14 protein-coding genes are annotated in these 19123 nt (G+C 33.6%); 8 read left to right on the forward strand and 6 right to left on the reverse strand.

What is annotated here, in order from left to right; translation table 11 throughout:
• Positions 1 to 1171: 1171 nt before the first annotated feature.
• The 6 genes from htpG to CGEO_RS04840 all read right to left on the reverse strand — a co-directional run bounded on the left by htpG (position 1172) and on the right by CGEO_RS04840 (position 7471).
• Positions 1172 to 3028 carry a molecular chaperone HtpG gene (gene htpG, locus CGEO_RS04815; RefSeq protein ID WP_075540513.1) on the reverse strand — a complete coding sequence of 619 codons (1857 nt, stop codon included), beginning with the start codon at positions 3026 to 3028 and terminating at the stop codon, positions 1172 to 1174.
• 265 nt (positions 3029 to 3293) lie between these two features.
• The gene (locus tag CGEO_RS04820) at positions 3294 to 4544 is read right to left on the reverse strand and encodes an SH3 domain-containing protein (RefSeq protein ID WP_075494679.1); all 1251 of its coding nucleotides are present in this window, start codon (positions 4542 to 4544) and stop codon (positions 3294 to 3296) included.
• Complete coding sequence (gene purQ / locus CGEO_RS04825; RefSeq protein WP_075540512.1) at positions 4538 to 5203, reverse strand: phosphoribosylformylglycinamidine synthase I; 666 nt, start codon at positions 5201 to 5203, stop codon at positions 4538 to 4540. The genes CGEO_RS04820 and purQ overlap by 7 nt, the downstream gene beginning before the upstream one ends.
• Complete coding sequence (gene purS / locus CGEO_RS04830) at positions 5200 to 5436, reverse strand: phosphoribosylformylglycinamidine synthase subunit PurS (RefSeq protein ID WP_075494677.1); 237 nt, start codon at positions 5434 to 5436, stop codon at positions 5200 to 5202. Before purS ends, purQ begins: the two co-directional genes overlap by 4 nt.
• Before the next feature lie 8 nt (positions 5437 to 5444).
• Positions 5445 to 6164 (reverse strand): phosphoribosylaminoimidazolesuccinocarboxamide synthase, encoded by a 720-nt coding sequence (purC, locus tag CGEO_RS04835; RefSeq protein WP_075494676.1) that lies wholly within the window; start codon positions 6162 to 6164, stop codon positions 5445 to 5447.
• The gene (locus tag CGEO_RS04840; RefSeq protein ID WP_422851329.1) at positions 6161 to 7471 is read right to left on the reverse strand and encodes a S41 family peptidase; all 1311 of its coding nucleotides are present in this window, start codon (positions 7469 to 7471) and stop codon (positions 6161 to 6163) included. The genes purC and CGEO_RS04840 overlap by 4 nt, the downstream gene beginning before the upstream one ends.
• 337 nt (positions 7472 to 7808) lie before the next feature.
• On the opposite strand from CGEO_RS04840, the gene CGEO_RS04845 reads away from it, so the two are divergent.
• From CGEO_RS04845 to nikR, 8 genes are all read left to right on the forward strand, one after another.
• Positions 7809 to 10385, forward strand: a complete 2577-nt coding sequence (locus CGEO_RS04845) for an ATP-dependent Clp protease ATP-binding subunit (RefSeq protein WP_075540511.1) — start codon at positions 7809 to 7811, stop codon at positions 10383 to 10385.
• Positions 10386 to 10756: 371 nt separating this feature from the next.
• Complete coding sequence (locus tag CGEO_RS04850) at positions 10757 to 11914, forward strand: hydrogenase small subunit (protein WP_075494674.1); 1158 nt, start codon at positions 10757 to 10759, stop codon at positions 11912 to 11914.
• Complete coding sequence (locus CGEO_RS04855) at positions 11914 to 13632, forward strand: nickel-dependent hydrogenase large subunit (RefSeq protein ID WP_075494673.1); 1719 nt, start codon at positions 11914 to 11916, stop codon at positions 13630 to 13632. The genes CGEO_RS04850 and CGEO_RS04855 overlap by 1 nt, the downstream gene beginning before the upstream one ends.
• Positions 13633 to 13643: 11 nt before the next feature.
• Positions 13644 to 14327 carry a Ni/Fe-hydrogenase, b-type cytochrome subunit gene (cybH, locus tag CGEO_RS04860; RefSeq protein ID WP_075494672.1) on the forward strand — a complete coding sequence of 228 codons (684 nt, stop codon included), beginning with the start codon at positions 13644 to 13646 and terminating at the stop codon, positions 14325 to 14327.
• The gene (locus CGEO_RS04865; RefSeq protein ID WP_075494671.1) at positions 14328 to 14879 is read left to right on the forward strand and encodes a HyaD/HybD family hydrogenase maturation endopeptidase; all 552 of its coding nucleotides are present in this window, start codon (positions 14328 to 14330) and stop codon (positions 14877 to 14879) included.
• A complete protein-coding gene (locus CGEO_RS04870) occupies positions 14863 to 16401 on the forward strand; it encodes a hypothetical protein (RefSeq protein WP_075540510.1) in 1539 nt (512 codons plus the stop codon). The genes CGEO_RS04865 and CGEO_RS04870 overlap by 17 nt, the downstream gene beginning before the upstream one ends.
• Positions 16401 to 18620 (forward strand): carbamoyltransferase HypF, encoded by a 2220-nt coding sequence (hypF, locus tag CGEO_RS04875; RefSeq protein WP_075540509.1) that lies wholly within the window; start codon positions 16401 to 16403, stop codon positions 18618 to 18620. The genes CGEO_RS04870 and hypF overlap by 1 nt, the downstream gene beginning before the upstream one ends.
• Before the next feature lie 86 nt (positions 18621 to 18706).
• Positions 18707 to 19120, forward strand: coding sequence for a nickel-responsive transcriptional regulator NikR (nikR, locus tag CGEO_RS04880; protein WP_075494668.1), 414 nt, complete (start codon positions 18707 to 18709; stop codon positions 19118 to 19120).
• Positions 19121 to 19123: the final 3 nt, after the last annotated feature.

Below are 19123 nucleotides of genomic sequence, written 5' to 3' on the forward strand. Positions count from 1 at the left end.
AGTTTATAAAAATAGGTTAAATACAAGCTTTAAAATAGTAAATTAAAAGCAAACAATTGCATAAATAAAACCGAAAAGCTGATAAATTTGTTTTTTAGTAAATTTAAAAGTACTTAAATTATATTTGCGTTAAAAAGAGTTAAATTTCCACACATTATTTTGGCTTTACCTGCGCAAGTTAAGTAAAATTTGATAAAAGTTTCAAACATGCTATTTAAAATAAAATAAGCTTAAATCATGCCAATTTTACCAGAGCTAAAACATTTTGCAAAACTATAACGCATAGCAAAGGATAAAATTCTAGTAAAATTTAGTTTTTTGAGTTGATAATTTTTAAATTTTATAACATTAAAAATTTAGTATTTTAACCAAATTTATTTATCTTAAGCTCAGCAACAAACGCTATCTTTACAGCTTATGAACCTATGAATTCATTAACGCTAAAATCAACCTATTTTCCGCTTTTAAGCTCATTAAAAAGTTAGTAAAATTTACCTTTAGATTTACACTTTTTTTCGATAGTTGGGCATTTTCTTTACTAGCAAAACATAGCAAAATGCAAGCGGTAGAGTAGGGTTAGTCTTGATGAAGTGGTTAAATTTAGTACCATTTTCTACTAAAAAACAAATCGCTTCGTCCTTATCATCAAATAGCTTAAAAATAGACAAAATATACTTTTGCAAATTCATCAAAATACGCTAAGTAGCCATTTTGCAACAACTTGCACGAACGCAGTATGTTTTGAAATTTGCTCAGATAACCAATCTGATTAGCATAAATAAGCCCGTCGTGCAAAAATGTGAAATTTGGAAGCAGCCCTAGCATAAATTTTTTAGTTTTTTAGAGGTTATAGAAAAATGCGGCATAAAAATAATGTTTGAATTTGTGTTATAATGGCTTGTTTTAAGTGGATTTCAAAAGTTATCTCTTTGTCTTTTGAAGTGACTTTTAAGGTTTAAGCAAGAGTGTATTTAAACTCAAATCCACTTGCAAATCGGCTATATCGTTGCAATATTTTTGCAAAAGCTCTCTTGTTTTCATAACGCGCCCTTAAGATATCATTAAATTTAAGTAATTTTAACATAAATTTAAAATTATTTTAATAAAAATAGGGTAAAGGTTTAGCTCAATTTATAAAAGCCCTAGTAAAAACTAGAGCTTTTTTCATGATTTATATAGCTTTTGTGATAACTGAAGTTAGAATTTTAGCAAATTCATTTGGGTTATCTATGGCAATGCCTTCTTGAATTTTAGCGATATTTAGAAGTAAATTTGAGATGTCGTTTATCATAATCTTGTTATTTTCAAGCTTTTTGATGATTTCATGCTCTGGATTTATCTCTAAAATCGGCTTAATCTCAGGTAAATTTGCTTGACCCATTTGTTTTAGAATTTGCTGAGTTGCAAAGTCTGGATCGTCTTTATCATATACCAAACAACTAGCAGAATCGCTTAGCCTGTTTGTTACTCTGACTTCTTTTACTTCGCCATTTAATGCTTCTTTGATTTTAGCAGTTAATTCTTTGAATTTTTCACTATCAACAGCCTCTTTTTCATCTTTAAATTCAGCCTGCGAAGCTGGTTTTATCGGAGTTTTATCAAACTCATAAACCATCGGCATAACAATCGAGTCAATCTCTTCATCACATATCAAAACCTCAATATCTTTTTTGTTAAGACTTTCTAGGATAGGTGAGTGTTTGAGCGCGTTGGCGTTCTTTCCTATGATGTAATAAATCTCTTTTTGATCTTCTTTCATAGCCTCTTTATACTCTTTTAGGCTTATTAGTCCATCTCTTTTACTTGATTTAAAAAGGGCTAAATTTAGGATTTCATCTTTTTGAGCTGAAAATCCATAAAGCCCCTCTTTAAGCACTTTGCCAAAAAGTGTGTAAAATTTTATGTATTTTTCTCTATCAGTTTCTTTAAGTTTTTCAAGTTCGATTAAAATCTTTTTAACACTTGCCTCTTTTACGCTTCTTATAATAGCATTATCTTGCAAAATTTCACGGCTTACATTTAACGGCAAGTCCTCTACATCTATGATTCCTTTGACAAACCTTAGATAAGTTGGCAAAAGTTCTTTTTCATCATCGGTTATAAAAACTCTCTTAACGTAGAGTTTAACACCACTTTGATAATCCACTCTAAACATATCAAAAGGCTCAACGCTTGGGATGTAAAATAGGGTTGAGTATTCGATTTTACCTTCAGCTTTTGTATGGATATAAAGTAGTGGATCTGTGCTATCGTGGCTGATTTGTTTATAAAACTCGTTGTAATCCTCTGGTTTTAAAGCGCTTTTTTGCATACGCCAAAGTGCGCTTGCTTTGTTGATTTGCGTAGTTTTTAGCTCTGTTTTTGAAGGCTCTATCTCTTTTCCATCGCTATCTTTTTTAGCTGGGATAAATTCCTCTTTATCCATAAAGATAGGGTATGGGATGTGGTTTGAGTATTTTTTGATGATATTTTCTATCGTGTATTCGTTTAAGAACTCATCATCTTTTAAAAATAGCGTGATTTGAGTGCCATGGCTATCTTTTTTACCTTTTTTTATGCTAAAACTTGTAGCGTCGCTGCTCCAGATATTTGCCTCATCGCTTAGTGCTTTTTTGCTTAAAACCTCGATTTTATCAGCAACCATAAAAGCAGAGTAAAAGCCTACGCCAAATTGACCGATAAGATTTGAATCTTTTTTAACATCGCCACTAAGCTGAGATAAAAATCCCTTTGTTCCACTTCTTGCTATAGTTCCAAGGTTGCTTATAAGTTCATCTTTATCCATGCCGATACCATCATCTGATATGATAAGAGTTTTAGCACTTTTATCTATCTTGATATCGATTTTAGAAGTATAGGTTAGCTTTTTATACTCATCGTTTGTAAGGCATAGATAGTTTAGTTTATCTAGCGCATCACTTGCGTTTGATACAAGCTCTCTTAGAAAAATCTCTTTGTTAGAGTAGAGTGAATGTATCATTAAATTTAGTAAATCACTCACTTCGGTTTGAAATTCATGTTTTGACATATTTAATCCTTTATAAATTTTTAGCAGATTATAGTATAAAATGCTTAAAATTTCAAGATATTTAATCAAAATAATTGAAAAAAGTTGATAGTAACTATATCAAGTTATATAAATTTACCTATTTTGGGACGATAATAGAGTGGTAAAATTTTAATATATAAAAATTTAAAAGAAATTTTAGCCACTAATCTTTGAAATTGATAAATTTAGTAAAGAAGCGATATGAATTTTTAAGAGATAAAGGCTAATTTAAGCCTTTATAAATTTAATTATCTATAGATAAATCTTTTTGATTTACCCAGCCGATTTTGCCATTTTTAAACAGTACTTTATAATACTCGTTGTTTTTATCAAATATATTTACTTTTTCGGCATCTTTGGTATGATAAAAGATGGTTGATTTTTCTATAGGCAGGATTTTAACCTTAGTGTTAGCATTAACAACTCCAGTGCTATGAGGATCTTGAGTGTAGATGTTATAGCTAATAATTAGCACTGCAAAGATAAGTGGGGTTGTGTTTTTGCTTAAAACATATAGTGCTAAAAAGAAAATCGCGCCTATAAATACAGCTAGCTTTTTATAGATTAAAAATGGATCATCTTGTGGATTTAGCTCTGTTTGAGTGCTTAAATCATCAATTTCTAGCTTAACATTTAAGCTAAAGTTTTCAAACTGAGCTGTTTTGGCGTTAAAATAGCTAAAACTAAAGCTAGTTTGGTTGTTTTCTATAACAACAAAGTAAAATGCGCTTTGGTTAGAATAGCTCCCTTTTATGGAATTTATACCTTGTTTTACCACATCTTGCGATAGATGAAATGAGCTTAAATTCGCACCTTTTGCGCTTAATGCTATAGTCATTATATTCGTGTTATCATCAAATTTAGCCGTTTTATAGCTTTTTACAACTAGTTCATCAGCTACAACATGCGCGTAATTTGCCTTTTCTTGAATCGGTTTAAAAGTTGGAAGTTTTGGTTTTATGCTAGCTTTTTGAAAAAACTCGCCATTTCGTTTTGCAACTATTTGTATGTTTTTAAGCTCGGCATTTGTGCTGTTTGCTTCAAACCAAAGTCTAGTTCTATACACACCTTTTTCATCTTGACTCCATGATAGGTTGTTGCTATTTAGCCAGACTAAACCAGATGTTTTTTCCATGCTTAAATTTAAATCCAAGCTGATATTTTGCTGGATATTTGCACTTAAATCCATACCAAATACTTGATTTACATAGACGCTTTTTGGGATTTTTGAAGCTGCTAAAAGCAAATCCGTAACTCTAACTTCTTGATAAATTTTAGACTCATCTAAGTCTAAATTTCCCTCATCTGTAGGCGCTATAAGCTTTAAATCATCAATAGTAAGGTGCTGTTTGTTTAAAATTTCATCTTCTGTGTATGCTTTTGGTTTTACATCTTTGGCAGCTGTAGGCTTTACGCTTTTTAGATAATCAACATCATCTTGTGCTGCGATAGCAAAAACTGCCAAAAATATAGTTAAAAATACCGCTCTTAGCAAATAAAGCCTTTTAAAACTCTAGCCCCATCAACACCACCAAGTTCGGCTTCTATCGCGCGCTCTGGGTGAGGCATAAGACCAAAAATTTTTTTATCTTTATCGCAAATTCCAGCTATAGCATCAACTGAACCATTTGGGTTTTCGTATGCGCCATTTTCATCGCAGTATTTAAGTAAGATTTGCCCTTTATCATACATTTTATTAAGATTATAGCTATCTATGTAGTAGTTGCCTTCGCCGTGTGCTATAGGGATGTTTAAAATTTCATCTTTTTTACAGCATGATAAGAACTTGTTATCGGCAGAAACTACCTTTAGATGGTGGTATTTTGAGATAAAACTTAAACTTAAGTTTCTGTTCATCGCACCATCTAAAAGCTTAAGCTCTAAAAGCATTTGAAATCCGTTGCAAATTCCAAGTATATAGCCACCTTTTTTTGCATGCACTACAACAGCTTTCATTATAGGGCTAAATTTAGCAATCGCCGCCGTTCTTAAGTAATCACCATGGCTAAAACCACCAGGCAAAACTATCAAATCAGCATTAATGCTCTCTTCTTTATGCCATATAATCTCAGTTTTGTAACCTAACTTTTCAAAAGCATATTGAGTATCTCTTTCACAGTTTGTGCCTGGGAAATTTATAATCGCTACTTTCATAGCACTATCTCATACTCTTCTATGACAGTATTTGCAAGCAAGTCTTCACACATGCTTTCTACATTTTTCTTTAGCGTATCTTTATCGCTCTCATCGATATCAAGAACGATTTGTTTTCCTACTCTTACGCTATTTACCCCTTCAAAGCCAAGCGAGCTAAGAGCATGCTCAACTGCTTTGCCTTGAGGGTCTAAAACGCCAGCTTTCAACTTTACATTTACAACTACTTTCATCTCTATCCTTAGCTTAAAATTCTTTTTAAAACCTCTTCATAAGCGACTTTTACGCCACCAAGACCTTGTCTAAATCTATCTTTATCTAATTTTTCGTTTGTCTCTTTATCCCAAAATCTGCAGCTATCTGGACTGATTTCATCAGCTAGTAAAATATTTCCATCTTTGTCTTTACCAAATTCTATTTTAAAATCGACTAGTTTTAAGCCTTTTTCATCAAAAAATTTACGTAAAATAGAGTTGATTTCTCGCGCTGTGTATTTAAGTCTTTCTAGCTCATCTTCTGTTTTAACAGCATTTAGTAATAAGCAGTGTTCATCATTTAATATAGGATCGTTTAACGCATCATCTTTATAGCAAAACTCAACTAGAGTAAATGGTAAAACTGTGCCATCTTTTATACCAAGTCGTTTGCTTAGTGAACCTGTTGCTATGTTTCTTACAACTACTTCAAGAGGAACGATTTCGCACTTTTTAACAAGTTGCTCGGTATCGCTTAGCGTTTCAACTAAGTCTGTTTTTATACCTTTTGACTCTAAAAGTTTGAAAATTTGAGTGCTTATTTTATTATTTAGTTCGCCTTTTCCAGCTTCTTCAGCTTTTTTTACACCGTTAAATGCTGTTAAAGAGTCCTTAAATTCTGATATGAGCAGATCATCACTCTCGACTATAGACCACATTTTTTTGGCTTTACCTTCGTAAACCATCTCTTTTTTGGTTGCCTTCATTTTCCATCCTTTGTAATGTTGAGAATTTTTATACTATCAATTGCTGTTTTTAACTGAATATCATTATATATAGTTGATCTAGGTATTATCTTATCTTTGTCTTTTTGACTTTTTTTGCTAACTTTTACTTTTGAGTCGATTTTAGATAGCTCTGTTTCAAGATGTTGTTTTAAATCAGACTCTTTTAAGTTGAATGAGTTATCCTCATCAGGAACTTTTCCAGGATATACTATTAAATCAGGCTTAACGCCAGAATTTTGGATAGTTCTACCGCTTGGTAAATAATACCTTGCTATAGTCATTCTAAGCCCTTCTTTGCTATTTAGTGGCATGATAACTTGAACGCTACCTTTGCCAAAAGTATTTTCGCCTATAATTATACCTCTTTTTAAATCTTGCAAAGCTCCACTTACTATCTCGCTTGCGCTCGCACTTCCGCCATTAACCAAAACAGCTAGTGGTAAATTTGTTATTTTATTATTTGCTTTTGCTTTATACTCTGTATTTTCGCTCTTATCTCTACCTTTTTGAGAAACGATAACTCCATCGCTTACAAACAAATTTGTTAGTCCAACAGCTTGTTCTAAAAGCCCACCAGGGTTGTTTCTAAGATCAAGGATAATGCCATCAGTATCTTTATGCTCTTTTATAAATTTACTCGCTTCGCTAACTACTTTTTGATCAAAATTTGTAACTCTTAGATATAAAATATTCTCATCTTCTATGCTTTTTGCGTATACAGACTCAACTTTTATGATATCTCTAGTTATATTCACATCAAAAGGTTTCATTTCGCCTTTTCTAAATATAGTTATAACAATCGGCGTTTTAGGCTTTCCGCGCATTTTGCTAACTGCTTCATCAAGAGTTATACCTAATGTTGAGTTGCCATCTATTCGTAAAATTACATCGTTTGATTTTACACCTGCTTTATCGGCTGGAGTGCCTTCAATCGGAGCTACAACAGTTAAAGCGCCATCTTTCATGCCAACTGTTATTCCAAGCCCACCAAACTCGCCCTCGGTTTGAACTTTAGTATCGTTAAATGCCTTTTCGTCCATAAAACTCGAATGTGCATCTAAATTTGACATCAAGCCAGCTATCGCTTTATCGATGATTTGCGTAAATGTTAGTTCATCTGCATAGCTGTTTTCAACTGTTGAGATTACTTTTGTAAATTTAGTTAAAGCTTGTAGTTTTGAGCTTTCGCTATCTTGTGTTTTTGCGTTTAAATTTATAGCAAACATCAAAGATATCGCTATCGTAGAGACAAAGCCCAAGCCAAAAAAAAGTTTCTCTTTTTTCAAATTTAGAACTCCTTAGTCATATGTAGTTTAAGCGATGATTTTATTCTTATTTAGCTAAAAAGTCGCTAAATTTACTAAATTTTGAGCGTTGTATTTATTTAAATTTATCAATTTGTATCAAAATTTAAATCAAAATCAAAATATTTTTCTAACTTTTTTGTTGCATTAATGTTTTAGCTACGATAAATCGGATGTATTTTTTATTTGAAAAATGCATATAAACATGTAAGTAAAAATATAAATTTATATACTATCTTCATATTTTTATTGAATAAACTTGACAAAGATAGACTAAAGTTATATAATAGCCAAATATAAACTTACTAGGAGTTCACAGATGAATAATGTATTTGATATCTTAACAGATCAGATGAGAAGTGCTGTTGAAAACTCAATTTCTTTAGCCATACATTCAAAAAATAGCGAAGCGACATCTTTACACTTGTTATGGGGTTTAGCGGTGGATGGTTCATCGATTTTAAACCAAATTTTTAACAAAAAAGGTATATCAAAAAATGCAGTAGAACTTGATATAAAAAGTCAAATTTCAAATTTGCCAACAAGTTCTAATGTAAACAAAGATAACATAAAAGTTAGCAAAGAGCTAGTTGATTCGCTAGAAACTGCAAAAGCTTTTATGACAAGTATAGGCGATAGCTTTATAGCTATAGATAGTTGGCTTATAGCAAACTCAACTAAAGAGCCGTTAAAAGGAATTTTGTCTAAATTTATAGATATAACAGACTTTAAAAAAGAGCTTGAATCTATAAGAGGTGGCAAGAGCATAAGCTCGCAAACTGCTGATGAGACCTTAGAAAGCTTGGCTAAATTTGGTATAGATTTAACTCAAAAAGCTATTGATGGCAAGCTAGATCCTGTTATCGGGCGCGATGAAGAGATAAGCAGGATGATGCAGATTCTAATACGAAAAACTAAAAATAACCCGATTTTGCTAGGCGAGCCAGGTGTTGGAAAAACCGCTATAGTCGAGGGTTTAGCCCAGTTAATAGCAAAGGGCGAAGCACCAACAAGCTTAGCAAACAAGCGAGTAATCGCTCTTGATATGAGCGCGTTAATCGCCGGAGCAAAGTATAGAGGGGAGTTTGAAGATAGGTTAAAAGCTGTTATAAACGAAGTTGTTCAGGCTGGAAATGTTATACTGTTTATCGATGAAATTCACACTATCGTTGGAGCTGGAGCAAGCGAGGGCAGTATGGATGCGGCAAATATTTTAAAACCAGCTTTAGCTCGTGGCGAGCTTCATACAGTCGGAGCTACAACGTTAAAAGAGTATAGAAAGTATTTTGAAAAAGATGCAGCACTTCAACGCCGTTTTCAACCTGTAAATGTTGTCGAACCAACTGTAAATGAGGCTTTACAAATTCTTCGTGGTATAAAAGAAAAGCTTGAAGTTCACCATAACGTAACCATTACAGATAGCGCGTTAGTTGCGGCTGCAAAGCTAAGTGATAGATATATAAGTGGTAGATTTTTACCTGATAAAGCGATAGATTTAATAGATGAAGCAGCAGCCGAACTTAAAATGCAGATTGAAAGTGAGCCATTTGAGCTTGCAAAAGCAAAGCGAGATATCGTAACTTTGCAAGTTGAAAAAGAAGCCCTTAAAATGGAAAATAACGATAAAAATAACCAAAGGCTCGAAGAGATAGAAAAAGAGTTAGCAAATTTAACAGAGAAGAAAAACAGCTTAAATTCGCAATTTGAAAATGAAAAAAAGGTTTTCAACTCAATCTCTCAAACTAAAAAAAGCATAGATTCTTTGAAAAATGAAGCTGACTTGGCTCGTAGAAATGGGGATTTAAACAAAGCTGCTGAGATAGAGTATGGCAAAATTCCACAAGCACAAAATGCTATAAAAGAGCTAGAGAATAAGTGGAAGAGTATGCAAGAAAGCGGAGTGCTACTTAAAAATGAGGTTGATGAGGACTTAGTAGCTGGAATTTTAAGTAAATGGACAGGCATAACTGTTTCAAAAATGCTAACAAGCGAAAAAGAGAAATATCTAAAGATAGAAGAACATCTAAAACAAAGTGTTGTAGGACAAGATGAAGCACTTCACGCTCTATCTCGCGCAATCAAACGAAACAAAGCAGGACTTAGTAGCCAAAATCGTCCGATTGGAAGTTTTCTCTTCCTTGGTCCAACGGGAGTTGGAAAGACTGAAAGTGCAAAGGCGTTGGCGAAGTTTTTGTTTGATGATGAAAAGGCGATGATTCGTTTTGATATGAGCGAATATATGGAAAAACACAGCGTGTCTAGGCTACTTGGCGCACCTCCAGGATATGTTGGATATGATGAGGGTGGACAGCTAACTGAAGCAGTTAGGCGCCATCCATACTCTGTGCTTTTGTTTGATGAAGTTGAAAAAGCGCATAAAGATGTATTTAATATCTTGCTTGGAATTTTAGATGATGGAAGAGCGACCGATAATAAAGGCGTTACGGTTGATTTTAAAAATACAATTATAATCTTAACCAGTAACATTGGCTCAAATTTGATTATGAAATTTAAAGGGCAAGAGAGGGAGAAATTTGTAAAAGAAGAGCTTAAAAACTACTTTAAACCAGAGTTTTTAAACAGGCTCGATGATATTATCACATTTAATCCGCTAAGTGAGGAAAATTTAGGTGGGATAATAGATATAATGTTTAAAACTCTTCAAAAAACTCTTGAAAATAGGGGTATTAAAGCCACTCTAAGTGATAATGCTAAAAAACTCATAGCAAAATCTGGCTATGATATAGAATTTGGTGCAAGACCGCTAAGAAGAGCGCTTTATGAGCTTGTTGAGGATGTTTTAGCGGATAAGATTTTAAGAGATGAGATAAAAAGTGGAGATGAAATTTTAATAGATGCAAAAGATGATAATATCGTAATTTCTACTATAAAATAGCTAAAACTTAAAAACCGCCTTAAAATGGCGGTTTTATCCTATATAAATATAAATAAAAGTAATCAATATATAAAATTAAACTTTTAAGGATAGTGAAATATCGCTATCAAATTTGATATCTTTTTGATATTCTTCTCGCGCATATTTAGGATAAAATAACTCTCATATTAGCTCAATTTTTTTAAATTTATACCATTTACACTAGATTTTATGGTGTATTAATACTATAATTATTTTAGTAATAATTAAAAGAAACTTATTTGAATTTACTAATATTATTTTATAATATATTTAAATATAAAAAAGTAGTAGAATACGCACAATGTATTTATAAATTTTTATTTGAAAATAACACCAAACAAGGAGTAAAGATGGTAAATGACGATATCTTGGCTAAGATTAACGCCAGATTAGAAACTGTTACTAAACTGCCTAAAATGAAAGATGGCTCTATAGTAAAATTACTTGAAGAAAAGGGAATCTCAAGAAGAGATTTTCTAAAATGGGCTGGAACTATGGCTGCTATAATGGGCTTACCAGCTACTTTTGCACCGACAATTGCAAAAGCTGCTGAGCTTGCTGATAGACTTCCAGTTATTTGGCTTCATATGGCTGAGTGTACTGGTTGTAGCGAGAGTTTGTTAAGAACAGACACGCCTACAGTCGATAGTTTGATATTTGATTATATTTCGCTTGAGTATCATGAGACAATTATGGCTGCATCTGGCTGGCAAGCAGAGGAAAATTTAGAAGGCGCTATAGAAAAATACAAAGGTCAATATATCTTAATGGTTGAGGGTGGAATTCCGGCAGGTTCTAGTGAATTTTTCCTAACAGTTGGACCACACGGAACTACAGGAGCGCAACACTGTAGAGTTGCTAGCGAAAATGCGGCTGCTATTTTTGCTATAGGAACCTGTTCAAGTTTTGGCGGTATTCAAGCTGCAGCTCCAAACCCAACAAACGCACAACCACTTAGTAAAATCACAAATAAACCGGTTATAAATGTCCCAGGATGTCCACCAAGCGAGAAAAACATCGTAGGAAACGTTCTTAACTACATTCTTTTTGGAACTCTTCCATCGCTTGATGCGTTTAATAGACCAAAATGGGCATATGGACTTAGAATTCATGATCTTTGCGAAAGACGCGGACACTTTGATGCAGGTGAGTTTGTTCAACACTTTGGCGATGAGGGCGCAAAAAATGGCTATTGTCTATATAAAGTAGGTTGTAAAGGGCCTTATACATTTAACAACTGCTCACGTGAGAGATTTAACTCGCATACAAGTTGGCCAGTTCAAGCTGGACATGGTTGTATCGGTTGTAGTGAGCCTGATTTTTGGGATACGATGGGACCATTTGAAGAGCCGCTTGCTGATAGACTTTATCACACTGCATTTGGCGGACTTGGCGCAGATGCGACAGCTGATAAGATAGGCATAGGAGTGCTTGCAGTAACAGGCGTTGCAATCGCTGCTCACGCCGCAATCGGTGCACTTAAAAAAGACAAAAAAGGAGATGAATAATGTCACAAAGAATAGTAGTTGATCCTATCACTAGAATCGAAGGACACCTTAGAGTAGAAGTTATAGTTGATGATAACAATGTTGTTACTGATGCATATAGTGGCTCTACTTTGTGGCGTGGTATTGAAACTATCGTAAGAGGGCGCGATCCTCGTGATGTTGGTTTTATGACTCAAAGAATTTGTGGTGTTTGTACTTTCTCGCACTATAAAGCAGGTATTATGGCGGTTGAAAATGCGCTTGGTATCACTCCTCCTTTAAATGCGATTTTAACAAGAACTTTGATGAATAATGCTCTATTTTTACACGATCACATAGTTCACTTCTACCAACTTCACGCGCTTGATTTTGTTGATATCGTTAGTGCGCTAAGTGCTGATGTAAGAGCGGCTAGTGAAGAGGCATTTAAATACTGTGATTTACCTTTTGCTTGCGGTGCTGATCAGCTAAAAGCAGTTCAACAAAAAGTAAAAGCTTTCGTTGATAAAGGAAATCTTGGACCATTCGCAAATGCTTACTTTGGACACCCAACTTATCGTTTAACTCCAGAGCAAAATTTAATCGCACTTTCTCACTATCTAGAGTGTTTAAGAATTCAACGAACAGTTGCTCAGATGATGGCGATTTTTGGTGCTAAACAACCTCACCCACAAAGCTTAACAGTAGGTGGTATCACAAGCGTTATGGATATCTTAAGCCCAGCAAGACTTGGCGAATATATGGTTAAATTCCAAGAAGCTGCTGACTTTGTAAACAGAGCTTACTATCCAGACTTAGTAATGGCTGGAAAAGCTTATGCAAGTGAAGCAAGCGTGACAAATGATGTTGGCGTTGCAAATTTATGGACACATCAAGAGTTTCAAGTTAGTTCAAACGAGTGGTTATTTGATAGTGGTATTATACTTAATGGCGATATTAGCAAGGTTTATGATCTTGATGAGTCTAAAATCACAGAAGAGGCAACTCACTCATGGTATAAAAACAACGCTCCGCTTCACCCTTATGATGGAGAGCAAGATCCTAACTATACAGGATTTAAAGAAGAAGATACGCTAAATGCAAAAGGCGAAATGGTAAAAACTAAAGTCTTTGATACGGCTGGAAAATACTCATGGATAAAAGCTCCAAGATATGATGGTAAGCCATTGCAAGTTGGGCCATTGTCTAATATAGTTATAAACTACGCAAAAGGAAATAAATTTGTTGTTCCAGTGGTTGAGAAATTCTTAAAAGACACAGGACTTCCAGTAAGTGCAGTATTATCTACTCTTGGTAGAACAGCTTGTCGTATGATAGAGGCTAAAGTTGTAGCTGATAATGGGCTTATGGCATTTAACAACCTTATAGCAAACATTAAAAGTGGAGATACTGATACTTGCGCTAAATATGTTATCGATACTAAAAAAGAGTACAAAGGTAGATATATAGGTCATGTTCCAAGAGGTAGTTTAAGCCACTGGTGCCGAATCAAAAATGGTGTTATCGAAAACTGGCAAGCAGTAGTTCCATCAACATGGAATGCAAGTCCAAAAGACGCTAAAGGTCAAATGGGAAGTTATGAAGCTTGTCTAATAGGACTTAAAATAGCTGATTTAAAACAACCTTTAGAAATCATAAGAAAAATTCACTCTTACGATCCATGTATTGCGTGTGCGGTTCATGTGATGGATACTAAAGGAAATGAATTAGGTAGCTATAAGGTAAATCCTAATCTATAAAGGAGGATTATATGGAAAAACAGAGTAAAAAACATGTAGCAGAGTATGAATTCTCTATAGGATTTAGGCTGACTCACTGGATACGAGCGTTGGCAATAGTTGTGCTTGTAGTTAGTGGTTTATATATAGCGTATGTATTTCAAAGTTCTGAAGTTGTAGGTGAGCCGATAAATTTTATGAACGCAAAATGGCGTTTTGTGCATTTAGTGGCTGGATTTTTGATGATAGGCGCTTTGATTTTTAAAACTTATCTCTTTATCTTTGACTCACTTAGTAAAAAAGAGAGAGTTAGTGTGGCTGATTTTATCAACCCAAAGGTATGGATAGCACAGATTAAATACTACATTTTTATGGGTCCGCATCCGCATTTAAAAGGTGTTTATAACCCTTTGCAGTTTATAGCATATATTTTGTTTTATGTTACTGCTTTTGTTATCTGCTTGACAGGGCTTGTGCTTTATATACATGTGTATCATGATGGGCTTGGTGGTGCGTTATATGGACTTTTAAGACCATTTGAAGTATGGATGGGTGGACTTGCTAATGTAAGAGAAATTCACCATATAGCTATGGATGTTATTATCGTATTCGTAGTGGCGCATGTTTACATGGCTGTATTTAATGCAATCAAAGGCAAAGATGGCGCGATGGATGCAATTGTTAGCGGATATAAATTCCCTAGTGAAGAGCATTAATTGAAAGTCTTGGTTTTAGGTATTGGAAATGTGATGTTCTCCGACGAAGGTGTCGGAGTTCATCTTTGTAAAGCTCTCGAAAAAAACTATAAATTTAACTCCGACTCTCACACTATCTCTTTTATAGATGGTGGAACTTTAGCAAATTTTTTGATGTATATAATGGTAGAGTATGATTATATTGTGCTTTTAGATTGCATTGACGCTGATGATGGAGCGGTTGGAGATGTTTATAGCTTTGATTATGAGGTTATGCCAAAAATGATAAATTGGAGTGGCTCTGCACACGAAGTAGAGATGCTTCAAACACTTCAAATGCTTGATCTTGCCGGCGATAGACCAAAAACACAGATAATAGGCGTTGTGCCTAAGAGAATCGAGCCTATGAGTTTCAAGCTAAGCGATGAGATGAAAAAAGCGGCTGTTGTGATGGAAAAAACAGTGATTAATCACATAAAAGAGCTTGGGTTTAAGGTAGAAAAAGTAGCAGATTTTAGCGTTCAAGATATGGCAGATGAATTTAGCAAGGCAGGGTATGATAGTAGCATTTAGATTTTTTTATACGAACAAAAACTCGTTTTTAGCATATTTTTTAGACTATTATGCTAAAAAAAGCACTCTAAAATATACGATAAATAAAAACGATGATGAGATTACACTTTTTATAGAGGGTAGTGAAGAAGAGCTTTTAAAATTTAGCGATGAGTATATGAATTTAGTTCCAAATTCAGTTTTTTTAGCTAAAAGTAGTGTTGAAGTTGTAAAAGAGACACTAAAGACAAATTTGCAAATCCCACAAACCAAATTTGCAAACATAACCCCAGCTGTGATTAAAAACTATATTTCAAAAGCTGAAATTTTGCCAAACGAATACGACATAATAAGCGAAATATCAGTTTTAAAAGATGGCGAGTTTATCGGTATTACAAGTGAAAATTTTGATGAGTTAGTTGAGTTTTGTTTTTTAAATTTACTTCATAATCAGACGCTAAATTTAAAAAACAAAAATGGATATTTTATCCTAAAAAGCGGATTTGATTTTAAATATTGTGATTTTGTTATGCCGACAAGTTTGCCGGCTTTACCAAAGGCTTTTATAGCTGATGAAAAAAGTTTGATAGCTTTAGCTAGTTTTGAAAAACCAGTGATAAATTTAAAAACAAGTGCCATTTTTAGGCAAAATCATAAAGAAGCTCCACTGTTTTTTGATGTAAAAGCGGCGAGTGATTTTTTTACTTTTGCTCTATTTGATAGACTTAGCAAAGAGGAGCTGTTTTTTGTAAGCGTGAAGATAGAAAAGAGTGATTTTTTACCTTTGAAAATTTCAGTATCAGAAAACAACTTTATAGTGATAAATCACGGCGAGTTTATATCACAAAGTGAGGCTAAATTTTTAGAAGAAAAGGAGTTTTCAAATTTTGCTCTTTTTGGGTTGATTTGCAATGAATTTAGTATAATCGAGCAAAAAAATGTAAATATCTTTTTTGATAGAAGCTTAAGTGATAGTATTAAAGTATATGATAAAAACAGTGCGGTTGAGCTTTTAAAACTACCTAAATTTAGCTCTTTTGAAGAGTTAAAAGATGAGATTTTAAGTGATGAAGTTGGAAGAACTCTGTTTGAAAATTTCCAAAAAGAGTTTGGTTTTCCAACTGGTGATATAAAAAGCAGTAGTTTTTACTCGCTTTTTGATATAGTTTCGCAAATTTTGTTTGGAAAAAATGCTAAGTATTTGTTAGATAATGCTAAAGATTTTTTAGGCACAAAAGGTCCAAGGCTGGACTTTTTATTAAAAGATACAAACGAGTTTGATTTGGCTAAATTTGTTAGAAGTGGAATGAGCTATAAACTTGCTGGAGTGAGTGATAAAATCATAAGTTATGGCTATATTGAATCGCTAGTTTATTTTATAAGTGATTTTTTAGACGACTTAAAAGATGATGCAAATATCGATAATGTCATCTTTACAGGCACGCTTTTTGAAGAAAAAGATATATTAAATTTAATGGAAAAAATCATCTCAAAACAGTTAAATGCTAAATTTAGCAACTATCTAGGACTTGAGGCAAGGTAGTGGAATGCCTAAAATTTAGTATTTTTGGTGCAGTGCAGGGGGTGGGATTTCGCCCTTTTATATATGTTTTATGCACTAAACTTGGATTAAAAGGTGAAGTTTATAACGATAGCGAGGGCGTTAAACTCTTTTTAGGTGGGAGCAAAGAGCAAATTTTGGAGTTTGAAAAAAGACTTTTTGTAGAGCTTCCACCACTTGCAAGAATCGATAAAATCGAAAAAATAAAGATAGAAAACCAAAATTTTACAGAATTTAAGATAACAAGCTCAAAACAGACAAGTAAATTTACTCCTATTCTGCCTGATTTTGCGATATGTGATGAGTGTAGGGCAGAGTTTTATAATAAGGCAAATGAGAGATTTCATTATCCATTTATTAATTGCACGAACTGTGGACCTAGAATTTCTATCATAAGCGAGCTTCCATATGATAGAAAAAACACAACAATGGCAAAATTTAAGATGTGCAAACTTTGTAAAAGTGAGTATGAAAACCCACTAAATCGCCGTTATCACGCTCAGCCTATATCTTGTCCAAACTGTGGCCCAAAGCTGTTTTTTAAAGATAAATTTGGAAATTTACTTTCAGGTGATGCGATTAAGAACTGCATAGATGCGTTAAAAAATGGCAAGATTGTCGCTATAAAAGGACTTGGTGGGTTTCATCTGGTTTGTGATGCTTTGAATAATGAGGCTATTTCTTTGCTTAGAGAGCGAAAGCACCGCCCTAAAAAGCCATTTGCCATCATGTGCAAAGATAGCAAAATAGCTAGCGAGTTTGCTATAATCTCTAATGATGAAAAAATGCTTTTAGAATCAAATGTTAAACCAATTGTCATTTTAAAGCTTAAAAATAACGGCAAAATTCCACCAAATTTAGCTCCATCTTTAGATAAAATCGGTATTTTTTTGCCTCCGACTGCGCTTCATCTTCTTATTTTTGAGTATTTTAAAAACCCACTTATAGCTACAAGTGCGAATTTAAGTGGTGAACCGATAATTTATAATGAGCAAATTTTGTTAAAAAAACTAGGTAGTGTGATTGATTACTATCTTGATAACAATCGAGAAATTTTAACTCCAAGTGACGATAGTATCGCTGTTGTAGTTGATAAAAAGCCTATGTTTTTTAGAACATCTCGCGGGCTAAATCCTAAAATTTATCTTTCAAATTTTAAGCAAAAAGGGACTTTTTTAAGTGTCGGAAGTGAGCTTAAAAATCAGTTTTGTATATATAAAGATGGTCAAATATTTATCTCGCCATATCTAGGAGATCTTAAAAATGTCGCTACATTTGAGCGATTTAAGTCTGTTTTGGCGATGTTTGCTAAAAACTATGAGTTAAAATTTGATGCTGTTATCTCTGATTTACATCCAAATTTTTTACACACAAAATACTTTGAAAATCAAGGCTTTATAGTCCAAAAAGTTCAACACCATTACGCTCATTTGCTAAGCGCTTTAGATGAAAACAAGCTTTTAGGGCAAGATAGAAAATTTTTAGGCTTTTGTTTTGATGGGACTGGATATGGTGAAGATGGGCGAATCTGGGGTGGAGAGGTTTTTAAATTCGATGAGTTTGGGTATGAAAGGGTGGCGCATTTTGATGAGTTTTTGCTGCTTGGCGGTGAGTCAAGTATTAAAAATATCGATCAACTTGCCTTTTCTATACTAAAAAAATATGATATCCAAAACGAGCAATTTTTGGGAAAATTTAGCCAAACTAGACTTAAAAATTTAGAAACTTTATATAAAAAAGAGCTAAATTCTTTTTACTCTAGCTCTCTTGGGAGAATTTTTGATGCGTTTTGCGCCGTTGTTTGTGGGCTTGAAAAAGTTAGCTATGATGGCGAAGCAGGAATGATGCTTGAAGCTTTATACGATAATAATATAAAAAATGCTTATAAATTTAAGTTAGAAAATAAAAAAATCATCTATAAAGAAGCATTTGAGTGCGCTTTAAAAGATGAGCCAAAAGTAGCGGCAACTAAATTTATAAATGGTATCTGCAAGCTGTTGGTTGAGATGGCAAAAAAGTGGAATTTACCAGTCGTTTTAAGTGGCGGAGTCTTTCAAAATCAAACCTTGCTTATAAATTTAATAGATAAATTTAAAGAAGAAAATATAGAATTTTATATAAACTCACAAAACCCAACAAACGACAGCGGTATCGCACTTGGGCAGATGGTTTGGTATTTATCTAATAAAAATTGTGTATAATATTAAAAAAAATATCAAAAATATTATTTATGATGAAAATTAACATAAATTTACTATAATATTGAGATATTGTAAAAGGAAATTTCATGGATGACACTTTAAGATTTAGCATTTCGTTACCAAAAAATCTGCTTGATGAGATTGATGCAAAAGTAGCGCACCAAGACTACTCATCAAGAAGCGAGTTTATCAGGGATTTGGTAAGAAAAAAGATAGTAAAAGATGTCTGGCAAGATAAGGAAAACACTCTAATCGGCATTTTAACAACTGTTTATAACCATCACCAAAGCGAACTTGTAGTTAAAAAAATGTCTATAGAACACGACGCAAAGGTAGAAATTTCATGCACGACGCACGTTCATATAGATCATGAAAACTGCCTTGAAGTCTCTGTTATAAAGGGAAAGGGTTATTTGATTGAGGAGTTTGCAAACACGATTGCTGGGCTAAAAGGAGTTAAATTTACAAAGCTTACAAAAGCGGCGATTCCAAAGGACTAGAAA

The organism is Campylobacter geochelonis (genome assembly GCF_013201685.1).
In the GTDB taxonomy this organism is placed as follows: domain Bacteria; phylum Campylobacterota; class Campylobacteria; order Campylobacterales; family Campylobacteraceae; genus Campylobacter_B; species Campylobacter_B geochelonis.